Below are 22069 nucleotides of genomic sequence, written 5' to 3' on the forward strand. Positions count from 1 at the left end.
AAAAAAGTTTGCAACAGGAATGTAACACAAAATTACGCTGATTCAAAGTTGGCGCAGCAGACCTGCGCCCGTATCCCTATTTTTTCAGATAAATTTGCGCACAAATAAAGGCCAGCACAAACAGAACACAGGCGAATCAGCACCAGAATCGCCGCGCCCTTGTTTGCTATTTAACCACCTTCACCGGGCTTTTCGGAAAAGAGATCCATTTTGCCCGGCTTACCGTCCATCTCCTCTGCCTCGGGCAGCGGGTCTTTCTTGGTGATGATCACAGGCCATGCTTCTGACCATTTGCGGTTAAACTCAACCCACTGCTCCATATCTGGCTCAGTGTCGGGGCGGATCGCATCGGCAGGGCATTCAGGCTCGCAGACGCCGCAATCGATACATTCGTCTGGATGGATGACCAGCATATTCTCGCCCTCGTAGAAGCAATCCACGGGGCATACCTCAACGCAGTCTGTATATTTGCAGGCAATGCAATTGTCGGTCACGACATAGGTCATAGGGTCATCACTCTTTTCAAAAGATCATGCGGCATGGGTTTACTGCCCTGTCGCGCATCATTCAAGCACCCCTTGGCGCAAAGAAATAGCCTGCCGCCTTTCGCGTTTTGAGGGGCGTCCATGTCCCTCCAATTGGGGCTTTTCTGGAACAGTTTCTTTGATCTCGCTCAAATCGGCGTAACAGGCCTGCGACTCCGAGGCGGGGCCGCGGCGGTCGGGCAAGGATATAACCCGCACCACGCGCACGGTCTGGCCTTGCGCGAAGGTCAGAACATCCCCCGCGCCGATGGCAGTTGCGGGTTTGGTAACCCGCGCGCTGTTCACCCGCACCGCCCCCTCCTCAACAATACGGGTGGCGAGGCTGCGGGTTTTGAAGAACCGCGCGTGCCACAGCCATTTATCAATCCGCAAGGTCGGGCGGGGTTGGGTCAACCTTTCTCCTTCAGACCCATCAAGGCCTGCGCAAATGGGTTATCGGGATCAATGCGATCTTTTTTCTCGGGCTTGGCACTGAAACTGCGCGCTGCTTCGGGCTTGCCGCCCTGACCCTTCCCTTTGGGCCCACGCTGCGGCTTGCCACCTTTGCGCGGAGGCCGTCCTGATCCATCCGTCTCACCCGCACCTTCGCGGCGCGGGTTTGGTTTACGATCCCGCCGTGGTGGCGCCCATTTGAAGTTATAGAAAACTTCCATCTCTGGGGCATCCTCTGGGGCATCGGGTGCAGCAGCATCTGCCACCTGTGGCACTTCGGCGGTTGGCTGAGGGGTGGTTTCACCGGGTTCCGCATCCGTGGCGGCATCAGGTGCTGCGATCTCGGCGGGGGCAACGACCACGGCCTTAACCTTCACCCGTTCACCCCTCTCAGCGCGATAGCCAAGACCTGTCATCAGTTCCGCGAATTGCTCCAGCGTGAGGCCCGTGATGGACAGCATATCTGCATTGCCCTCGAACCCTGCGCGGCTGTCTTCCTTGCGCAGCATATCCGCGAGACGTTCAAGCATATCAATACGGATGGCACGCGTGCCAGCGGGACGGTAGCCTGACATTGTGAAATACCCCTCTGGCGCTTCTGCGTCATTGGGGATTGTCACCAGCCCCGGAGGGGGGCTTTCGGGGAATTGATCCAACTTGCCCGCCAACGACCATAGAACCAAGCGCAACCGTGTCGGCGCAGGCTTTAGCAAGGCAGGCATGAATACTGTGAACTGACCAAAGCGCACCCCATGTTTGCGCAAGAGCGCGCGTGCCTCTTGATCAAGGGCTTTGACGTCTTCTGCGACATCGCTGCGCGGCAAGATGCCCATGGCCTCAGACAGGCGGAAGGCAAAACCGCGCGCAAGCCCCGTGATGCCCTCATCTTTTTGCATCGCTAACATGGGCTCAAACAGGGCTGCAATTTTGCGATCAATAAAATGCTGTAAGCGCCGCTGCACTTTCTGGATAACCTCGGGGCCAGCATCCTCGTCAACAAAGGCCTCAGCCAAGGGGCGTGTTGCGTCACTGCCAAAGGTGAGTTTGCCAACCGCAGATTGGCCCCACATCAGCCCACCTTGCTCGGTGAAGTCAAATTCCGTGTCGGGCGCATTATACAGACGATCTGCGCGCAGATGCAGCTCGGGCTTGAGGGCAGCCACGGCGGCTTGGCGCAAGGTTTTTGCCTCATCAGGGGTGGCAGCACTATCTTGGCGGAAGCGGAACCCGTCCAAACGACCAATGAATTGGCCCTCTACGGTGACTTCCCCGTTTTCATTCACTTCGGCCACAAGGCTCTCCTTCTGTTTCAATCGCCGCATCAAAACCGATGTGCGCCGATCGACAAATCTTTGGGTCAGTCGCTCATGGAGCGCATCTGACAGGCGGTCTTCTACCGCACGGGTTTCCTCGCGCCAATACGCGACATCATCCACCCAAGCAGCACGTTGTGCGACAAATGTCCATGTGCGGATATAAGCCAAGCGTTTCGATAATGTGTCAATGTCGCCATCTTGCCGATCAATCCGCTTCACCTGCCGCGCAAGCCAATCATCAGGCACGCGGCCCAATTCATGCAAATATTGAAAGATACCCGCCAAGAGGCTGCTATGCTCGGCGGGGCTGATCCCCCGAAAATCAGGGATACAGCATACATCCCACAAAAGCCGCACATCTTGGGCATCTCTGATCCGATGGGTCACATCGGCCCGTTCCGAAAGCGTCCGCAGCGCGATAACATCATCGGCTGCACGCGCCCGCGTCAGCCATTCATTGTCAGTTTGCGCCTCCAAAGACATCAAAAGACGCGAAATTGATCCAAATGACAGGCGACTGTTGCGCCATTGTAATTTACGGATGGGGGCAAAACGATGCTCGGTGATGGCTTTTGCCACTTCATCATCTAATGGGCTTGCCTCGCCCGTGACACCAAATGTGCCTGGCAATGTATGACGGCCCGCACGGCCCGCGATCTGGCCCAATTCATTCGGAGCCAAATCGCGCATCTTGCGGCCATCAAATTTGCGCAAACCCGAAAAGGCCACGTGTTTGATATCCAGATTAAGCCCCATGCCAATGGCATCGGTCGCCACCAGAAATTCAACATCGCCGTTTTGATACAAATCGACCTGTGCATTGCGCGTGCGCGGGCTAAGCGCACCCATCACAACCGCAGCACCGCCCTTTTGGCGGCGCAAAAGCTCGGCAATGGCATAGACGTTTTCAACCGAAAACCCGACAATGGCCGAGCGCGGCGACATGCGCGACAGTTTCTTTGAACCAGTATAGGTCAGTTCTGAAAAGCGTTCTCGGCTCAGGAATTGCGCCTTCGGCACAAGCGCCGCGATTGCGCCCCGCATTGTATCTGCGCCCAGAAACAACGTCTCATGCAGGCCCCGCGCATGAAGCAAGCGGTCGGTAAAAACATGGCCCCGCTCTGGATCAGCACAAAGTTGGATTTCATCCACAGCCAAAAAATCGCATGCGTGATTTGTGGGCATCGCCTCGACTGTGCAGACCCAATATTGCACGCGGTCAGGGATTATGCGCTCCTCACCCGTGATCAGCGCGACCACGGAAGGGCCGCGTATGGCCACGATGCGATCATAGACTTCGCGCGCCAAGAGGCGCAAAGGCAGGCCAATCACGCCCGTGCGATGCGCCAACATCCTCTCGATGGCGTAATGGGTTTTGCCCGTATTGGTGGGGCCTAATACGGCAGCGATCCGCCCTTGGCCCATCAATGTGCCCGTCATGCCGCCCATCTTGCCCGTTTTAGGCAGAGCCCTGCCCGCCTCCTGCCTAGAGGCTGATTCCTTCAAGCTGGCGCTCCAGCCGCTCCACTGCCTGTTCTAGGTCGGGGCGATGCGGATGTATAGCGCGCGCGGCACGAAAAGCGTCCAAAGCATGGGAATAGGCCTCGACCTGCTCCATAATCATGCCCAAGCCCGTGAGCGCCCCAAAATGATTGGGGTTCAGGGCCAAAGTGCGCGCGATATCATCAAGGCTTAGGCCATAATCCCCCATTTCATAAAATAGGGTCGCGCGCGCGTTCCAGCCTTCCGCAAATTCAGGCGCATGATCGGTCAAGGCCGTCAAATGGGTCAATGCAGCGGAATAATCCCCCCGTGCCATGGCCTGCCTGCCACGGCGCAGCAACAAATCCATCGCGGGAGAGCCCGAGCGCGACCAAAGGTTCAGGATTTCGGCTTCGACCCGTTCCCAATCGGGCAAAACGGGGCTTTGCAACTCACTTAACAGGGAAGCGAGCCTTGCATCGGATGCAGCCTCCTCACTTGATGCAACAGGGGCAGATTGGGCGAGGGCAGCACCGCAGAGGGCCGTATTTATTGAAAATACCGCGATCAGGATGTTGAAGCTGACCCGAAATAGCCACATCATAGTTTAGAAGTTAGCAGCCAATCACGCGACATCCAGTCCTGATTTTCAAAATCCTTGCGGTGAGGCCGCGTTATGAAAGAGAAATTCCAATGTCCGATTTGATTGCCGCAGCCGTGGATGCAATCGCCAAAAAACTGGTCAAACCTTACGATGGCGCGGCAAAATTCGTGATCGAGGGGGCAGGTTGCGTGATTATCCAAGGCGCAGACGTGCGCCCCAGTGACGAGGCTGAACCTGCCGATGTGACCATGCGTGCAACATCAGAGGTGTTCCAAGACATCCTCGCAGGGCGATTAAACCCCGCCATGGCATTTATGTCGGGCAAACTTAAACTTGAGGGCGATATGAGTGCCGCCATGCGCCTTGGTGGGGTTCTGGCGTGACCCCTCCCCCGTTTTACGGCGCAGATCGGCCCGAGGATATACGTTGGATCACCGCCGCAGACGGCAAACGCCTACGGGCGGGCCATTGGCCGAAGGGGCAAAAGGGAACAATTCTTTTGTTCACGGGGCGCACCGAATTCCTTGAGAAATACACGGATGCGGCCCAAACTTTTGCCGCGCTTGGATGGGGGATGGCCTCGCTTGATTGGCGGGGTCAAGGCCTTTCGGAGCGGCTGCTAGAAGATCCACAAATCGGTCATGTGGGTGATTTTTCCGAATATCAACGCGATGTGGATGCGTTTCTTGCCTATTGCGCGCGTTGCGATTTGCCCAAGCCATGGGTCATGTTCGCCCATTCGATGGGGGGCGCTATCGGCCTGCGCGCCCTTCACAACGGGTTTCGCCCCGCGGCTGCGGTGTTCTCTGCGCCAATGTGGGACATTCAACTGCGCCACGTCTTGCGGATCTTGGCAAAGCTTGCCTATTTCATCGCCAAGCCGATTGGCCTTGCCGCGCGCTACGCGCCCACACAAGGCCCGCATGAGCCGATGGTATTTGAAGGCAATCCTCTCACCCATGATCAGGCGCGTCTCGATTGGATGAAGGAACAAGCTAAGGCAGACCCGCTGCTGACCCTTGGGGGGCCCTCCATTTCATGGGTCTATCATGCCTTGACCGAGTGTCAGGCCCTTGCCGCACTGCCCGCGCCAAAAGGTGTTCCGACCCTTGGCTTTGTCGGCACGGATGAGCGCGTGGTCTCGCGCGAAAGAATTGCAGAGATCATGGCGACATGGCCTGATGGTCAATTTCTTGACATTGAAGGCGCCGCGCATGAGGTGTTGATGGAAACAGATCCCCTGCGCGATCAAGCCTTGCGCGCCATAGCCCAGATTTTGGGACGCGTTGCCCCTTAGGGGCGATGCGGGGCAATCTGCCCTTGGGATAACACCACCACCCGATCCATGCGCGCGGCCAAGGCGTGGTTATGGGTGGCCACAAGCGCGGCCATGTTGGAGGCGCGCACCAGATCAAGCAGCATATCAAACACCATATCCGCCGTATCAGGATCAAGATTACCCGTTGGCTCATCCGCCAAAAGCATCCGTGGTGCATTAGCCAAAGCACGGCAAATTGCCACGCGTTGCTGCTCGCCTCCCGACATTTGGGCGGGGCGATGCTGCGCCCTTTGCGAGAGGCCAACACGATCAAGCAAGGCGGCGGCGCGTGCCCACGCGGCCCCCTCACCATGGCCAAGGGCCAATTGTGGCAGCACGATATTCTCAAGCGCGCTGAATTCAGGCAAGAGATGGTGAAATTGATACACAAACCCCAGATCGCGGCACCGTGCGGCACTGCGCGCCGCATCAGTCGCGCGCGCCATGGCCTGACCGCAGAGATCAACCTGCCCCGCGTCAGGCGTATCAAGCAGGCCCGCGATATGCAAAAGCGTGGATTTACCAGCACCTGACGGCGCAATGAGCCCAACAATCTCGCCTGCATGAATGCGCAGATCCGCACCCGACAAAACACGCGTTTCATTGGGACGACCAAGGTTATAGGACTTTTCCACCCCCTCAAGGCGCAGCACAGGCTGATCACTCATAGCGCAGCGCCTCCACAGGGTTCATTCGTGCGGCACGGCGCGCAGGGAAAATCGTCACCAAAAATGACAACCCAAGCGACAGGGACATGGCGGAAAGAATATCGCCCATCTCCAATCGGGCAGGCAATTGCGACAGATATCGAACCGAAGGATCCCAGACCCCGCCCCCTGCCATCCAATTCACAGCAGCAAAAATGGGATCAATATAAATCGCGAAGGCCGACCCAAGGGCCACGCCACATAGCGTTCCCGCCACCCCTACAGAGGCCCCACAAATGAAAAAGACGCGCAAAATCGCCCCTTGCGTAAGGCCAACTGTTCGCAAAATCCCAATATCGCGCCCCTTGTTTTTAACCAACATGATAAGGCCAGAAACAATATTGAGCGTGGCAATCATCACGAGGATCGACAAGATGATGAACATCACATTGTCCTCCATTTGCAACGCTTGCAAAAAGGCGCCAGAACTGTCTTCCCAAGTCCACGCTGTGGCCATGGGCCCTGCTGCACCCAGCACAGGGGTCACGGCCGCATTTGCTTGTTCGGGGTCGTTCAGCATCACATCGATGCGATCAACCAGACCTTCGCGGTTAAAATAGGGCTGTGCTTGATCAAGTGGCATATAGACCCGCACGCGGTCGATGTCGAAACGGCCCACTTGGAAAATATACACCACTTCAGCATTCACAATCCGCGGGCTTGTGCCAAAAGCGGTGCGCGCCCCATCGGGCGAAATCAGGCGGATTTGATCCCCAACCACCACCCCTAATTCCCGCGCCACGCCCGAGCCGATGGCGACACCTTGATCAAATTGATCCAGATCGCCCCATGCGCGTTCAGGGTCCGCGACAAGGGGCAGACTGCGCAAATCTGCGCCTGTGATCCCCACAACCTCAACGCCCGCATTGCGGCCAAAAGCGGCGGCCATCACCTGCCCCGTGACCACGGGGGCCACATGGGCCACGCCATCTAGCGTTGCAATTGTCGAAGCAATATCTGTGTAATCCGAAATCTCGCGGCTCATCGCGCCTGTTGCGCTGTAATTGGGCGCACCATAGACCGAAATATGCGGGTTCGCGCCCAAAATCGTGCCAACAAATTCGTATCGAAACCCCGCCCGCACTGAGAGGGTCGCAATCAGCGCCGCCACGGCCAAAGCGATGCCAAGAAAGCTGATCCATGTCATCGCGGACACGCCCCCCTCAGCACGGCGGGCGCGCAGATAGCGCAAGGCGATCATAAATTCAAACCGCGCAAACGGGCGCGGGGAACGAGGGGCGGGGTTGGCGGTGGCAGCGGTGGTCATGACCACTCCTTCGCAGGGCTTCCTTGCCCTGATTTAGGCCTTCTTGAGGCGCTCTACAACTTGGCGCGCGTTTTCGTCAGGCGGAAACACGGGATAGATCACATCTTCGATCACCCCATCGCGACAGATCAGGGTAAGGCGCTTCAACAATACCTCCCCCGCGACCTCAAAACTGGGTAGCCGCAGCGCATCACGCAGTGCAAGCCCCTGATCCGATAGCATCGCATAGGGCAAATGCAGACGCAGAACCGCCTCAGCCTGATAGGCGCTGTCTTGAGTTGAAAGGCCAAAAAGATGATCGACCCCAAGCGCGCGCAAATCTGCGTGAAGATCACGAAACGCGCAAGATTGCGGGGTGCAGCCCCGCGCGCCGGGTATGTCATTCCACCCGTCTGGCAGCGCGACATCAGGCCGTCCCGTGCGCGGATAGGCAAAGATCACGCTCCGCCCCTGAAGCGCCGCCAAAGAGACGACCGCCCCATCAGTGGCAGGCAAAGATACATCAGGCAAGGTCATACCGCGCAAGTGATCTGCCGCGCCATCATCAACAGGCGCAGGGATGGTTGACCAATCAATCTCAAGCCCGTGCTTGGCAGATGCAGACATGGCCGCGCTCCTCAGTTCTGGATATGCCCGAAATGCGGGGCGTAAATCTCGACCAAGCGCGCAATCGCATCTTCTGGCTTCATCTCAACGCTTTTGCCCGTGCGCCGCGAGGTCAATTCAACCACACCATTGGCAAGACCACGCGGGCCAACAGTGATGCGCCATGGCAGGCCGATCAAGTCCATCGTGGCGAATTTGCCCCCTGCCCGCTCGGTGCGATCATCATAAAGCGGCTCTAGACCCTTGGCACTGAGGGTGTTGTAAATCTCGTCACAGGCTGCATCCGCGGCAGCATCACCCTGCTTGAGATTGACAATCCCGCAATGGAACGGGGTTACGCCTTCGGGCCAGATGATGCCATTATCATCATGGTTGGCTTCAATAATCGCACCCAAAAGACGGCTCACCCCGATGCCATGGCTGCCCATATGGACGGGCACACGATTGCCATCACGATCTGAGACAACAGCCCCCATTGCCTCTGAATATTTTGTACCAAAATAGAAAATCTGGCCCACCTCAATCCCGCGCGCCACGCGCTGACGCGCTTCGGGCACTTGCGCGAAAATCTCGGCATCATGTGTTTCATCTGTGCGCGCATAGCGGCTTGTGAATTCCTCCAGCACGCTTTGGCACTGGTCGACATTGTCGTAATCAATATCCCGATCACCAAAGCGCAGATCCGTGATTTCGCTGTCATAGAATACCTCAGACTCGCCCGTCTCGGCCAGAACAAGGAATTCATGGGTGTAATCGCCGCCAATTGGGCCGCCATCAGCGCGCATCGGAATTGCTTGCAGCCCCATACGTTCATAGCTGCGCAGGTAACTGACCAAATGGCGGTTATAGGCGTGCAGCGCATCCTCTTTGGTCAGATCGAAATTATACCCGTCCTTCATCAAGAATTCGCGGCCCCGCATGACACCGAAACGTGGGCGGATTTCATCGCGGAACTTCCACTGGATATGATAGAGCGTCAGCGGCAAATCCTTATAACTGCCGACATGGGCGCGGAAGATATCAGTGATCAATTCCTCATTGGTCGGGCCATAGAGCATATCGCGGCCATGGCGGTCTGTGATGCGCAGCATTTCTTGGCCGTAATCATCATAGCGTCCGCTCTCGCGCCAAAGATCGGCAGATTGCAAGGTGGGCATCAACATCGGAATATGGCCTGCGCGCACCTGCTCTTCATGCACGATCGTCTCGATGCGCTTGAGAAGCTTATAACCCAAAGGAAGCCAGCTATAGATCCCCGCGCTGGCCTGTTTGATCATGCCTGCGCGCAGCATCAAGCGGTGGCTTGCAATCTGCGCCTCGGAGGGCGTTTCTTTCAGGACGGGCAGGAAATAGCGGGTCAGGCGCATAGCGATCCTCATGGATTATGATGATGCGCCCTCTCAATCAGGCGCAATACGTTTGACAAAACCGCTTAGGCCATCATCCGCGATGCGGCAAGGGGCCTGTGGCCAAGATGCTAATGTGTGCTGTTGGAAAAAAGCTGCACCACCACAATGCCGCCCACGATCATGCCAATCCCAATGATGCCCGCAAGGTCAAGTTTTTGCCCATAAACCCACAGTCCCACCAGTGCGATTGCGGCAATCCCGGCCCCTGACCAAATCGCATAGGCCACGGCCAAATCAAAAACGCGCAAGGCCTGTGAAAGCATGACAAAGGCCAAGCCGTAACTGATCACAACCACCACGGATGGCAAAACCCGTGTGAACCCATCAGAGGCCTTGAGCGCGCTTGTTCCCGCAACTTCAGCGCATATCGCGATGGTAAGATAGATCCAATGCATGGGGTAAGCTACCTTCTACCCGAGAGAGGGTTAGTCAAAGAAGGGCATCGGATCGATGGCTTCGAACCCGCGCCGCACCTCAAAATGTAAGAAGGACGGCGAACCAGGCCCAACCTCGGCAATGGTTTGACCGCGGCTGACGCGATCCCCGCGCGAGACGGTGATGTCGCGGATATTGGCATAAACGGTCAGCAACCCATCAGCATGACGCAAAACCAAGATCGGCACTTGATCCGTATCTTGGGTAATCGCCGCCACTTCGCCCGCCTCGGCGGCACGCACGGGCGTGCCAACTGCCGAGGCGATATCAACTCCCTCATTGCTGGCCGAGAAGACACGGATGATATTGCCCGATACGGGGCGTAACAAAGCCCCCCCTGCATCTGCAACTGCGGGCGCGGCTGCTTGCGGCTGTGCAGCAGGTGCAGGCGCGGGTGCGCTGCTTTGGGTCGCGGGGCGCGGCGCAGGCGCAGTGCTGCTTGCAGGTGCGGCCGCGCTTTGTTGCGCGGGCAGCGTTTCACTGGTGATGGGGGCTGGCAAAGCTTGGCTTGCAGAAGGCGGTGGGGGTGGGGTCGAGGCACCAGGCACCGCCCCATCGGCAATGTTGCCTGTGGCGGTTTCTAGGGCCAATGGGATGATGAGATATTGCCCCTCACGCACCTCAAGATCGGGGCCAAGCCCGTTCCAATCCGACAAGGCGCGCACAGAGACATTGTAAAGACGCGCAATGGAATAGGCCGTTTCTCCGCGTGTCACGCGGTGGCGCACAGGCTCTTGACCAGATTGCACGGCGGGCGATTGCGGGCTGCGTGTCTCAGCCGCATCAATGGCCGAGCTTGCAATCTGCGTGATGTCACGCCCCGCACCGCCACTGCCCACACGCGCATCGCGCGGCAAGGCCAAAATCTCGTTCGGGCGCAGCGGATCATCCGCAGTGCGGCCATTGAACCGCGCCAAGCTGTCCGCATCAATACCGATGCGCGATGCCACGCTGCGCACTGTGTCACCAGACCGCGCGACACCAAGCTGATAATTGGGATAGGTGATTAAACCTTGCGCATCAGGTTCAGGCCGTGGAGCTGTGGCGCTGACATCCGTGTTGGAAATTGCGTTTCCACGGAAATCAAAATCCAAATCGCTGACCTCACCAACGCAGCCCGACAATAGCGCAGCGCTAAGCCCGAAGGCGAGAATATTGGTCACAGGCAAGTGGCGCGCCACCGAAAATTTGCGTTTCATCATCTGCTCTTTCAGCTTCTGGCCGCTCAGCCAGAGGGAGGGCATCGGTTTCACCGCTGCACGTTCTTTACGCTCAACTATATATCAAAGATGCGGGTCGTTTCTACCCTTTGTCCCGCGTTATTGCGCGCTTTATGGCTCGGCCAAGCCTTCGACAAGCGGGACAAAGCGCACAGGCATCAATTCTTCGTAGTCAAACCCGTCCTCATGGCGCACAACTTTGATCAGGCTTTGCACCTGATCGGATTGCCCCACAGGCAGCACCATGATGCCGCCCACCTTCAGCTGCGCCAATAAGGGTGTCGGCGGATCTTCGGCCGCGGCCGTAACGAGGATACGATCAAACGGGGCTTGTTCCTCCATCCCAAAACACCCGTCTCCTGTCACAACAGTGACATTGGGAATACCAAGCGCGGTGATCACCTCTTGCGCGGCACGGGTCAGGTTGCGATGGCGGTCGATCGTATAGACGCGGCGCGCCAGATGCGACAGCACCGCAGCCTGATATCCAGACCCTGTGCCAATTTCCAAAACCTTATCACGTTCGCTCACCTCAAGGGCTTGGGTCATCAACCCCACCACGGAGGGTTGCGAGATGGTCTGACCCGAGGCAATCGGCAACGGCATATCTTCATAGGCCCGATCCGCGAAATGGCCGCGCACAAACATGCCGCGATCGACTTTTTCCATAGCTGCCAAAACACGCGCATTGCTGATCCCCTTGGAGCGCAAGGTGAAAAGAAACTGCATTTTGCGTTCGGCCAGATCGCTCATATTGGATCACTCAAGGCGCGATTTCAGATCTGACAGCGCATCATGGGCGGTCAAATCTGCGCGCATTGGCGTTATTGAGATATAACCTGCCAAATTGGCATGGGCATCCGTATCGGGCTGGGTCGGCACATCTTGCGCGCCGCCCTTGATCCACAAAAAGCGGCGCTGGTTGGGAGCGATCATAGCCTCGACTTTAAAGCTTGTTTCGCGGCGGAAGCCCTGCGCAACAACGCGGCGCCCTTTCACATCCGCTGCGGCAACGGGTGGGAAATTCACGTTATAAAACAGCCGATAGTCATTTTGATCCCAATGCGCCTGCTGCCACAATGCGCGCAAAAGATCTGCGCCATGCGCCTCGGCAGCCTCGAACGGGTTTTCAAGATGGGCATTTTGCGGCCCAAAATATTGCGACAAAGCGATTGCAGGCAAGCCCTGCAGAGCCGCCTCCATCGCACCGCCAATCGTGCCAGAGTAGAGCACGTTCTCAGCAGAATTATTGCCGCGATTGATGCCAGACAAAACCAAATCTGGCGGGCTGTCTTGAAGCACATCGTAAAGCCCCGCCAAAACGCAATCCGCAGGCGTGCCTTCAGCGGCAAATTTTTTGGGGCCAAGTTCAGCGATCATCGTAGGATGCACATAGGAGATGCAATGTGCAACACCTGACTGCTCAAAGGCAGGGGCAACCGTCCAAACTTCGCCATCAGGGCCTGCCAGATCAGTTGCGATTTTGTAAAGGCTGGCCAGACCCGGCGCGTTGATGCCATCATCATTGGTAATCAGAATTCGCATCAATCGCACTCCTTCACGGCTATCGTTCTGTGAGTGTTGTTAGCGAAGGGGGCGGCGCACGACAAGGGCAGAGCTGCGCTGTGAGGATCGTCTAACTGATCCGAAGCGCATGATTGCGCCGCGCCGTGTAGATCGCCGAAGCGGCGGCGCCAATAGCGCAAGCGAGCATCAAATAAATCAGCGGATAGGCCTGATCCGATTGAGACAGAATGACGCCCGAAAGCGCAGAAAGACTGGCCCCACCCGCCAACATAATCGAGCCACCAAGCCCCGAAGCCGTGCCCGCCAGGTCAGGTCTGATGGACATCATCCCAGATGTCGCATTCGGCAGCACCATCCCATTTCCAAGGCCAACAAAGGTCATTGAGCCAAAAAAGACCAGTGCGGTTTTATAGCCCAAGAAAAACAGCCCCAAGCCCGTGCTAAGACCTGCAACGGTGATCAGTGCGCCCCATAGGATCATGCGGTCAACGCCCACGCGCACGGAGAAGCGCCCCGATATAAAATTACCGAAGAAATAACCCAAAGCGGGCGCGCCAAAAAACAGGCCAAGCAATGCAGGCTCTAGACCGAAGATGCGCGCGCCCACCAAGGGCGCACCGCCCAAATAGGCAAAAAAAGCGCCGGAGGCTAAAGTGCTTGATAAGCTATAGCCCCAAAAGCGGCGCGAAAGCAGCAAATTGGGATATTGCGCGAATTGATCCCGCAAGCGCCCTTCCCCCTTGCGCGCGGTCTCGCCCAAATCAGCCCATGCCAAGAGCAAGATTACGAGGCCTGCCCCGAATAAAAGCCAGAAATTGGCCTTCCATCCAAAGGCTTGCCCCAAAGCGCCGCCGATGACGGGGCCAATCATTGGAACAATCGCCATACCCATGGTGACATACCCAATCATCGAGGCTGCTTGATCCCGAGGGTAAAGGTCACGCACCACAGCACGGCCCAACACCAAACCCACAACAACGCTGGCTTGGATCATGCGAAACACCAGAAACGTGATGACATCTGGCGCCCAAAGGCACCCCAAACTGGCCAAGCAATAAATCGCCACCCCAACAAGCATCACAGGCCTGCGGCCATAGCGATCAGAGAGCGGGCCAACCAAGAGTTGCAAGGCTGCGTTCACCCCCAAATAAAGCGCCACAGAAAGCTGAACCACGCCGTATTCCGCCCCGAAATACTCGGCCATCTGCGGCAAAGACGGCAGAAATACATTCATCGACAACGCGCCCAAGCCCGTGAGCACGATCAATGTAAAAATGGATGGGGCCGTGCTGCGGTCCAAGAACCGCTGCGGAGGGATGTTAGACATAGCTCATCGCTAAGCCTGTTTGACTAAACTGTCTAGTTCAAAATCCGCACATGGCGGCAATGCTTTGAATATTTGCAGATTTGCAAAATTATTAAAAGCAAAGCGAAGTAATTTGCAAATATGCCAGAGAAGACTCGCCCGACCACATCAGATTGCGTAAGGTCAACGGAATTGTAGGGCCGCTCCATGACGCGGCACGAAGGAGGATGACCTGATGAAGGATATTTTGCAACAGCTTGAGGATCGCCGCGCGGAGGCGCGTTTGGGGGGCGGGCAAAAGCGCATTGATGCCCAGCACAGCAAAGGCAAGCTGACCGCACGCGAACGGATCGAACTGTTGCTCGATGAAGGCTCCTTCGAAGAATATGATATGTTCATCACCCATCGCTGCACCGATTTTGGCATGGGCGAAAGCAAGCCACGCGGGGATGGTGTGATCACGGGATGGGGCACCATCAATGGCCGCTTGGTCTATGTGTTTAGCCAAGACTTTACCGTGCTTGGCGGTTCCGTATCGGAAACCCACGCGCAGAAAATCTGCAAAATTATGGATATGGCCATGCAAAATGGCGCGCCTGTGATCGGCATGAACGACTCAGGCGGTGCGCGCATCCAAGAAGGGGTTGCCTCCTTGGCCGCCTATGGCGAGATTTTCCAACGCAATATTGAGGCCTCAGGCGTTATTCCGCAGATCAGCTTGGTCATGGGGCCATGTGCGGGCGGTGCGGTCTATAGCCCCGCGATGACTGATTTTATCTTCATGGTCAAAGACAGCTCTTACATGTTCGTCACAGGGCCAGATGTTGTGAAAACTGTGACCAACGAGGTCGTCACAGCCGAAGAATTGGGCGGCGCCTCGACACATACCAAGAAAAGCTCGGTCGCGGATGCCGCCTTTGAAGATGACGTTCAGGCTATCTCAGAAGTGCGCCGATTGATTGATTTCCTTCCGCTATCCAACCGCGAAAAACCCCCAGTCCGCCCCTTCTACGATACGCCTAATCGGATTGAAGAGAGCCTTGATACGCTCGTCCCCGACAACCCCAACACGCCCTATGATATGAAAGAGCTGATCGAAAAGGTCGCGGATGAGGGCGATTTTTACGAGATCCAAGAAAATTTCGCGAAGAACATTATCACGGGCTTTATCCGCCTTGAGGGGCAGACCGTGGGTGTCGTTGCCAATCAGCCGATGGTGCTGGCGGGTGTTCTTGATATCGACTCGAGCCGCAAAGCCGCCCGCTTCGTGCGCTTTTGTGACTGCTTCGAGATCCCGATCCTGACCTTGGTGGATGTTCCAGGTTTCTTGCCAGGCACGAAGCAGGAATATGACGGGGTGATCAAGCACGGCGCAAAGCTGCTCTTTGCCTATGGCGAGGCAACCGTGCCAAAAGTCACTGTCATCACCCGCAAGGCCTATGGGGGTGCTTATGTCGTGATGGCCTCGAAACACCTGCGCGCCGATGTGAATTACGCTTGGCCCACTTCAGAGGTGGCCGTTATGGGCGCGAAAGGTGCCACCGAGATCCTCTATCGTTCCGAATTGGGCGATGCCGCAAAAATCGCGCAGCGCACTAAAGATTATGAGGATCGGTTCGCCAATCCTTTCGTGGCCGCAGAGCGTGGGTTCATTGACGAGGTGATCCAACCGCAATCCACCCGCAAGCGGGTTTGTAAAGCCTTTGCCATGCTTCGCAGCAAAAAGCGCAGCATGCCATGGAAGAAGCACGACAATATCCCGCTCTAGGACAGAACGGCCCATCATGTACATGAAAATCATGTTTAATTTATATTGGGAGTTTCCTTTGACTGCGTATATGATGCGCGCAAGCCATGAGTTCATGGCCAAAGCGTTGCGCGAATTCGGAACTGAATTTGCGCCCATAACAAAGTTGAGGAGAGCAAGATGTCAGCGAGCATCAAAATTATTCTGGTTGCGACAGGTTTGGCCAGCCTTGCAGGCTGTGCGCAACGCGCGCCTGTGCAAGACGAAGTTATCTATGTCGAGCCTGCGCCAATCATGCCAGAGCCTGTTTACAACAAATACCGCTGAACCGCGCTATAATCGGTTTGGGTTCACGATGGCCGCTCCTTACGAGGTGCGGCCATGATCAAACATCGCGGTTTCCCCTCGCGCCTTCCAGGCACCGATTATCACTTCACCATCCGCCGTGAAAGCCGTGAAGGGGCCACCCCCCTTAAGCGCCGCGAGCGTTTTGCGGATCGCAAAGCCGCAGATCGCCGCGCAGATGCAGCCTTCATGGAGGCGTTGTGGCTCTATTTTGGCGAGACCCCTTTCGAGCGGGGAAATCTCGATGCAGGTCGCCTGTCGTGGCTCTTCGGGCGCGAAATCATCGCCGCCGAAGACCCGTTTGATCCAGAAAGCTATGATGCGCTTTTGCGGATTGATGTGGCCCGCGCACAGGCCGCCTTCCCCGAAGCCTTTGATGGATCAGGCGTTTGGGAGGGGCGATCGGCATGAATCTGCCCATCTTCGACAGATTTCAGCGAATTGCCGCCGATGCCAAATCTGCGCCCGCTTCCCCGCTTGAAGCGCAGCAGCCACCTGCCCATATCATTGATCACGCAACGGATTTTACCTCCTGTTCTAGCCGCTGCAGCGGGGCCCATACGGCCCCAAGATGTTCCATCTATTCCCCTTCGAAAGGGTCGGTGCGCCTCGCGCATCGACCCTCTAGGATTGCATGGATAAACCATGTATTATTTTCGCATAGAGGCAGTCATCGGACAGGAGATCCAATATGCAAAAAACACTCAAACTCTTCGGCATCGTTCTTGTTGGCGCAATGCTTTCGGCTTGCGTCTCCTCAGATATTGAGCGCGCGGGCGTTGGCGCCGCTGCTGGGGCTGGTGCAGCTGTTATCTTGGATGGCGACATTGCCACCGGCGCCATTGTCGGCGCAGCAGGTGGTGCGCTTTGTGACGATGTGGGGCTGTGCCGCCGCTAAACCAGCGCAAAACGTAAAAATTCAAATCGCCGCGTGTGGGGAACCGCCCCGCACGCGGCTTTTTGTTTGAGACAGACGGCCAGCTTGGCCCAAAAGGAAGGAACGTGAACCCATGTTCAAAAAAATTCTGATTGCCAACCGTGGCGAAATCGCCTGTCGCGTCATCAAAACCGCGCGCAAAATGGGCATCGCCACTGTGGCGATCTATTCCGATGCGGATCGCAACGCGCTGCATGTGCAAATGGCAGATGAGGCGGTGCATATCGGCCCCGCCCCCGCCAATGAAAGCTATATCGTGATCAATAAGGTGATGGCCGCCATTAAGGCAACGGGTGCCGAGGCCGTGCATCCCGGCTATGGGTTCTTGTCAGAAAATAAGAAATTCGCCGAAGCCCTCGAGGCCGCAGGCGTGGCCTTTATCGGGCCACCCGCAGGCGCGATTGAGGCCATGGGGGATAAGATCACCTCAAAAAAACTCGCCCAAGAGGCAGGCGTCTCAACTGTTCCGGGCTATATGGGGCTGATTGAAGGTGCTGAAGAAGCGGTAAAAATCAGCAATGTGATCGGCTATCCCGTGATGATCAAGGCCTCTGCGGGCGGCGGCGGCAAGGGAATGCGCATTGCATGGAATGATGACGAGGCCCGCGAAGGGTTCCAATCCTCCAAGAACGAAGCGGCCAATTCCTTTGGGGATGACCGCATCTTTATCGAGAAATTTGTAACCCAGCCGCGCCATATCGAAATTCAGGTTCTCGCCGATGGTCACGGCAATTGCGTCTATTTAGGCGAGCGCGAATGTTCAATCCAACGCCGCAACCAAAAAGTGATCGAAGAAGCCCCCTCGCCCTTCTTAGATGAAGCCACCCGCAAATCCATGGGCGAACAGGCCGTGGCCTTGGCCCAAGCCGTGAATTATACAAGTGCGGGCACAGTGGAATTTATTGTCGATGGCAATCGCAATTTCTACTTCCTTGAGATGAACACCCGTTTGCAGGTGGAGCATCCTGTGACCGAGTTGATCACGGGCGTTGATCTGGTCGAGCAGATGATCCGTGTCGCCTATGGCGAGAAACTGCCTTTCGCGCAAAAGGACGTGACGCTGACAGGTTGGGCCATGGAAAGCCGCCTCTATGCAGAAGACCCGTATCGGAACTTCTTGCCTTCAATCGGCCGCCTGTCCCGCTATCGCCCCCCTGTCGAAGTGGCTGCGGGGCCGCTGTTGGAAAGTGGCAAATGGCAGGGCGATGTCCCCAAGGGCGATACGGCGACACGCAACGATACGGGCGTCTACGAAGGCGGCGAAATCAGTATGTATTACGACCCGATGATCGCCAAGCTATGCACTTGGGCCCCAACGCGGGCAGAGTCCATTGAGGCCATGCGCCACGCCCTAGACGGGTTCGAGTTGGAGGGGATAGGCCACAACCTACCCTTCCTCTCTGCCGTGATGGATCATCCGAAATTCGTGTCAGGTGATATGACCACGGCCTTTATCGCCGAGGAATATCCCGAAGGCTTCGAGGGCGTGAGCTTGCCTGAGGATCAAATGCGCCGTGTCGTGGCCGCCGCAACCGCAATGTATCGCGTCAGCGAAATCCGCCGCACCCGCGTCTCGGGTGGGATGGACAATCACGAGCGTGTGGTTGGCAATCATTGGGTTGCGCGCGTGGGTGAAACGGAATGGCCCGTGACCATTACGGCAGATCATGACGGGGCCACAATTCGCTTTGATGATGGTCAAGACATACGAGTGACATCTGATTGGCGGCCCGGAACGATGTTGGCAAAACTGACTGTCGATGGCAGCCCATTGACTGTGAAAGTGTCAAAAATTCCGCAGGGCTTCCGCGTGCGCACGCGGGGCGCGGATTTCAAACTGTTCATTCGCAGCCCGCGCCAAGCCGAGCTTGCGCGCCTTATGCCTGAAAAGCTGCCCCCAGATACTTCGCGCCTTCTGCTTTGCCCAATGCCAGGATTGATGGTGAAACTCAGCGTTGAGGAAGGCCAAGAAGTGCAAGAGGGTCAGGCCCTTTGCACGGTTGAGGCCATGAAGATGGAAAACATCCTCCGCGCCGAGCGCAAGGGTGTTGTGGCCAAAATCAACGCCGCGGCAGGCGACAGCCTGGCGGTTGATGATGTGATCATGGAGTTCGAATAAATGAACCTTGCCGCCCAAAGCCTAGCGGTTGCGCAACTCGTCCTGACGCAAGGCGAAATTGTCAATCGCACGGGTCAGTTCGCGCACATCGCGCGGGCTGGGGCGGCGCAGTCCAACACGGCCATCTTTTTGCAAAATCACGACTGCAAAACCACGCGGGCGCAAGGTGCTGCGAATGTCACTTTGGCCATCGGGATCAGTGTCGATGATCACCACAACATCGCGCTCCAACAACGGGGCGGGGCGCGCCGAAAGTCGTGCCATTTGTTCCGCAAATCGCGGATCAGCCTCGGTGTCGGCGAAAACAATCAGCGGTCGCGCCGTCCACAGATAGTCATCCAGACTGACATCTTCGGCCCGCAAAATCGGCAACTCTCCCCCCTCATCGGCCCATATGCCATTGGGGGCAAATGCCATCCAGACTGTAATCGCGAAGGAAAGAACCCGTTTCATCACGCCTCCTGCTGATGAAAGACATATAGGACCTAAGCCACGAAACCAAAGGCCGAAGCCACGAGAAACTGCGCCAAACAAGCATTTCCGCCACAAGGATTTGCGCCGCAGATGAAGGACAGAGGAAGACGGATATGACTGTGACCAAAAAAGACTGGCAAGAGCTCGCCTCGAAAGAATTGCGCGACAAGCCGCTTGAGAGTTTGAACAAGGAAACGCTTGAGGGGATCACTGTCCAACCGCTTTACACCCAAGAGGACATCCAAGACTTGCCCCATATGGGGAATTTACCCGGATTTGCGCCCTTCACGCGGGGGGTAAAGGCCACGATGTATACGGGCCGCCCTTGGACGATACGCCAATATGCGGGTTTCTCAACTGCCGAAGAGTCAAACGCCTTCTATCGCAAGAACCTTGCAGCGGGGCAGCAGGGCGTCTCGGTCGCCTTCGACCTCGCCACCCATCGCGGCTATGACAGCGACCACCCCCGTGTCGAGGGGGATGTCGGCAAAGCAGGCGTGGCCATCGACAGCGTTGAGGATATGAAAATCCTCTTTGATGGCATCCCGCTCGATCAAGTATCGGTGTCGATGACGATGAATGGCGCCGTTATCCCCATCTTGGCCAATTTCATCGTAGCAGGCGAGGAGCAAGGCGTGTCCCGAGCCGCCCTGTCTGGCACGATCCAGAATGACATCCTCAAAGAATTCATGGTGCGTAACACCTATGTGTATCCACCAGAGCCTTCGATGCGGATAGTGGCGGATATCATCGAATATACCTCCAATGAGATGCCAAAGTTCAATTCGATCTCAATCTCGGGCTATCATATGCAAGAGGCAGGTGCCAATTTGGTGCAGGAATTGGCCTATACTTTGGCCGATGGCCGCGAATATGTGCGCGCTGCCATTGCGCGCGGCATGAATGTCGACAAATTCGCGGGCCGTCTCAGCTTTTTCTTTGCCATTGGCATGGATTTCTTCATGGAAATCGCCAAGCTGCGCGCCGCGCGCCTACTCTGGTCGCGGATCATGGACGAGTTTGACCCCAAAGATCCCCGCTCGAAAATGCTGCGCACCCATTGCCAGACTTCGGGCGTAAGCCTGCAAGAGCAAGACCCCTATAACAACGTGATCCGCACCGCCTATGAGGCCATGTCGGCGGTCTTGGGCGGGACGCAAAGCCTGCATACCAATGCGCTTGATGAGGCGATTGCGCTGCCCACCGAATTCTCGGCGCGTATCGCGCGCAACACGCAATTGGTGCTGCAAGAAGAAACACGCGTGACCGATGTGGTCGACCCGTTGGCTGGGTCTTATTATGTCGAAAAGCTCACCCATGACCTCGCCGAAGCCGCTTGGAAACTTATTGAGGAAGTCGAAGACATGGGCGGCATGACCAAAGCGGTGGCTTCGGGTCTGCCGAAATTACGGATCGAGGAATCCGCCGCCAAACGCCAAGCCATGATTGATCGTGGCCAAGAGGTGATCGTGGGCGTCAACAAATATCGCAAAGAAAAAGAAGACCAGATCGACATTCTCGAAGTCGATAATGACAAGGTGCGCGCGTCACAAATCGCGCGGCTTGAGAATATCCGCGCCACCCGAGACGGGGCGGCGGTTGAGATGGCCTTGGCCGAATTGACCCGCCGCGCAACAGAGGGTGGCAACCTTCTCGAAGCGGCCGTTGATGCGGCACGCTCAAGGGCCAGCGTAGGAGAGATCAGCATGGCGATGGAGAAAACATTCGGGCGTCACCGCGCCGAGGTCAAAACTCTCGCAGGGGTCTATGGCGCGGCCTATGAAGGCGATGCGGGCTTTGCACAAATTCAAAAAGATGTCGAAACTTTCGCAGAGGAAGAAGGCCGCCGCCCCCGCATGTTGGTGGTCAAAATGGGCCAAGATGGCCATGATCGTGGCGCCAAGGTGATCGCCACTGCCTTTGCTGATATAGGCTTTGATGTGGATGTCGGCCCCCTGTTCCAAACGCCCGATGAGGCGGCACAAGATGCCATCGACAATGACGTCCATGTCGTGGGCATTTCCAGTCAGGCGGCAGGTCACAAGACCCTAGCACCCAAATTAATCGCCGCGCTCAAGGCGCAAGGTGCCGAGGAAATCATCGTCATTTGCGGCGGCGTGATCCCGCAGCAAGATTACGACTTCCTCAAGGCTGCAGGGGTCAAGGCAATCTTTGGGCCTGGCACAAACATCCCCGCCGCAGCCGCCGATATTCTGCGCCTTATCCGCGAGGCACGGGAATAGTTTTGCAGCGCGCCTTTGGCGAAACCCCTT

The 22069-nt window shown here is 56.7% G+C and carries 22 protein-coding genes; 8 read left to right on the top strand and 14 right to left on the bottom strand.

Annotated elements, in window-relative coordinates:
- Positions 1 to 170: 170 nt before the first annotated feature.
- From fdxA to AAC637_RS05225, 4 genes are read right to left on the bottom strand one after another with little or no spacing between them, the layout of a single operon-like run.
- Complete coding sequence (fdxA, locus tag AAC637_RS05210; protein WP_317656208.1) at positions 171 to 506, bottom strand: ferredoxin FdxA; 336 nt, start codon at positions 504 to 506, stop codon at positions 171 to 173.
- A gap of 57 nt (positions 507 to 563) precedes the next feature.
- On the bottom strand, positions 564 to 938 hold the full coding sequence (locus AAC637_RS05215; protein ID WP_340302611.1) for an RNA-binding S4 domain-containing protein: 375 nt from the start codon (positions 936 to 938) through the stop codon (positions 564 to 566).
- A complete protein-coding gene (locus AAC637_RS05220; RefSeq protein WP_340302612.1) occupies positions 935 to 3733 on the bottom strand; it encodes a helicase-related protein in 2799 nt (932 codons plus the stop codon). The genes AAC637_RS05215 and AAC637_RS05220 overlap by 4 nt, the downstream gene beginning before the upstream one ends.
- A gap of 46 nt (positions 3734 to 3779) precedes the next feature.
- Entirely contained in the window at positions 3780 to 4379 is a 600-nt protein-coding gene (locus tag AAC637_RS05225) for a tetratricopeptide repeat protein (protein ID WP_340302613.1), read from the bottom strand.
- An 89-nt stretch (positions 4380 to 4468) separates the two neighbouring features.
- Here AAC637_RS05225 and AAC637_RS05230 point away from each other — a divergent pair, with 89 nt between their 5' ends.
- Positions 4469 to 4762 (top strand): SCP2 sterol-binding domain-containing protein, encoded by a 294-nt coding sequence (locus AAC637_RS05230; RefSeq protein WP_340252356.1) that lies wholly within the window; start codon positions 4469 to 4471, stop codon positions 4760 to 4762.
- Positions 4759 to 5676 carry an alpha/beta hydrolase gene (locus AAC637_RS05235; RefSeq protein WP_340302614.1) on the top strand — a complete coding sequence of 306 codons (918 nt, stop codon included), beginning with the start codon at positions 4759 to 4761 and terminating at the stop codon, positions 5674 to 5676. Before AAC637_RS05230 ends, AAC637_RS05235 begins: the two co-directional genes overlap by 4 nt.
- On the opposite strand, the gene AAC637_RS05240 is transcribed toward AAC637_RS05235, so the two are convergent.
- From AAC637_RS05240 to AAC637_RS05280, 9 genes are all read right to left on the bottom strand, one after another.
- Positions 5673 to 6365 carry an ABC transporter ATP-binding protein gene (locus AAC637_RS05240; protein WP_340302615.1) on the bottom strand — a complete coding sequence of 231 codons (693 nt, stop codon included), beginning with the start codon at positions 6363 to 6365 and terminating at the stop codon, positions 5673 to 5675. The genes AAC637_RS05235 and AAC637_RS05240 overlap by 4 nt on opposite strands.
- Entirely contained in the window at positions 6358 to 7671 is a 1314-nt protein-coding gene (locus tag AAC637_RS05245) for a lipoprotein-releasing ABC transporter permease subunit (protein WP_340302616.1), read from the bottom strand. The genes AAC637_RS05240 and AAC637_RS05245 overlap by 8 nt, the downstream gene beginning before the upstream one ends.
- Before the next feature lie 33 nt (positions 7672 to 7704).
- Entirely contained in the window at positions 7705 to 8277 is a 573-nt protein-coding gene (locus tag AAC637_RS05250) for a peroxiredoxin (RefSeq protein ID WP_340302617.1), read from the bottom strand.
- An 11-nt stretch (positions 8278 to 8288) separates the two neighbouring features.
- Positions 8289 to 9644, bottom strand: a complete 1356-nt coding sequence (proS, locus tag AAC637_RS05255; protein ID WP_340303149.1) for a proline--tRNA ligase — start codon at positions 9642 to 9644, stop codon at positions 8289 to 8291.
- 110 nt (positions 9645 to 9754) lie between these two features.
- Positions 9755 to 10081, bottom strand: coding sequence for a DMT family transporter (locus AAC637_RS05260; RefSeq protein WP_340243338.1), 327 nt, complete (start codon positions 10079 to 10081; stop codon positions 9755 to 9757).
- A 30-nt stretch (positions 10082 to 10111) separates the two neighbouring features.
- Complete coding sequence (locus AAC637_RS05265) at positions 10112 to 11320, bottom strand: peptidoglycan DD-metalloendopeptidase family protein (protein ID WP_445322725.1); 1209 nt, start codon at positions 11318 to 11320, stop codon at positions 10112 to 10114.
- A 132-nt stretch (positions 11321 to 11452) separates the two neighbouring features.
- The gene (locus AAC637_RS05270) at positions 11453 to 12094 is read right to left on the bottom strand and encodes a protein-L-isoaspartate(D-aspartate) O-methyltransferase (protein ID WP_340302619.1); all 642 of its coding nucleotides are present in this window, start codon (positions 12092 to 12094) and stop codon (positions 11453 to 11455) included.
- 6 nt (positions 12095 to 12100) lie between these two features.
- Positions 12101 to 12886 carry a 5'/3'-nucleotidase SurE gene (gene surE / locus AAC637_RS05275; RefSeq protein WP_317656226.1) on the bottom strand — a complete coding sequence of 262 codons (786 nt, stop codon included), beginning with the start codon at positions 12884 to 12886 and terminating at the stop codon, positions 12101 to 12103.
- Between the two features lie 91 nt (positions 12887 to 12977).
- On the bottom strand, positions 12978 to 14195 hold the full coding sequence (locus AAC637_RS05280; protein WP_340302620.1) for a multidrug effflux MFS transporter: 1218 nt from the start codon (positions 14193 to 14195) through the stop codon (positions 12978 to 12980).
- Positions 14196 to 14409: 214 nt separating this feature from the next.
- Here AAC637_RS05280 and AAC637_RS05285 point away from each other — a divergent pair, with 214 nt between their 5' ends.
- From AAC637_RS05285 to AAC637_RS05305, 5 genes are all read left to right on the top strand, one after another.
- The gene (locus tag AAC637_RS05285; protein ID WP_340302621.1) at positions 14410 to 15942 is read left to right on the top strand and encodes an acyl-CoA carboxylase subunit beta; all 1533 of its coding nucleotides are present in this window, start codon (positions 14410 to 14412) and stop codon (positions 15940 to 15942) included.
- Between the two features lie 159 nt (positions 15943 to 16101).
- A complete protein-coding gene (locus AAC637_RS05290) occupies positions 16102 to 16248 on the top strand; it encodes a hypothetical protein (RefSeq protein WP_340302622.1) in 147 nt (48 codons plus the stop codon).
- Between the two features lie 54 nt (positions 16249 to 16302).
- On the top strand, positions 16303 to 16677 hold the full coding sequence (locus AAC637_RS05295) for a hypothetical protein (protein ID WP_340302623.1): 375 nt from the start codon (positions 16303 to 16305) through the stop codon (positions 16675 to 16677).
- A gap of 280 nt (positions 16678 to 16957) precedes the next feature.
- On the top strand, positions 16958 to 17164 hold the full coding sequence (locus AAC637_RS05300; RefSeq protein ID WP_317656234.1) for a hypothetical protein: 207 nt from the start codon (positions 16958 to 16960) through the stop codon (positions 17162 to 17164).
- Positions 17165 to 17276: 112 nt separating this feature from the next.
- Positions 17277 to 19322 carry an acetyl/propionyl/methylcrotonyl-CoA carboxylase subunit alpha gene (locus AAC637_RS05305; RefSeq protein WP_340302624.1) on the top strand — a complete coding sequence of 682 codons (2046 nt, stop codon included), beginning with the start codon at positions 17277 to 17279 and terminating at the stop codon, positions 19320 to 19322.
- A 21-nt stretch (positions 19323 to 19343) separates the two neighbouring features.
- On the opposite strand, the gene AAC637_RS05310 is transcribed toward AAC637_RS05305, so the two are convergent.
- A complete protein-coding gene (locus tag AAC637_RS05310; protein WP_340302625.1) occupies positions 19344 to 19775 on the bottom strand; it encodes a DUF4174 domain-containing protein in 432 nt (143 codons plus the stop codon).
- 134 nt (positions 19776 to 19909) lie between these two features.
- On the opposite strand from AAC637_RS05310, the gene scpA reads away from it, so the two are divergent.
- Positions 19910 to 22039: a methylmalonyl-CoA mutase gene (scpA, locus tag AAC637_RS05315; RefSeq protein ID WP_340302626.1), complete on the top strand. Its 2130-nt coding sequence runs from the start codon at positions 19910 to 19912 to the stop codon at positions 22037 to 22039.
- Positions 22040 to 22069 lie beyond the last annotated feature (30 nt).

The organism is Roseobacter sp. HKCCD7870, from assembly GCF_037830315.1.
Classification (GTDB): Bacteria; Pseudomonadota; Alphaproteobacteria; order Rhodobacterales; family Rhodobacteraceae; genus M30B80.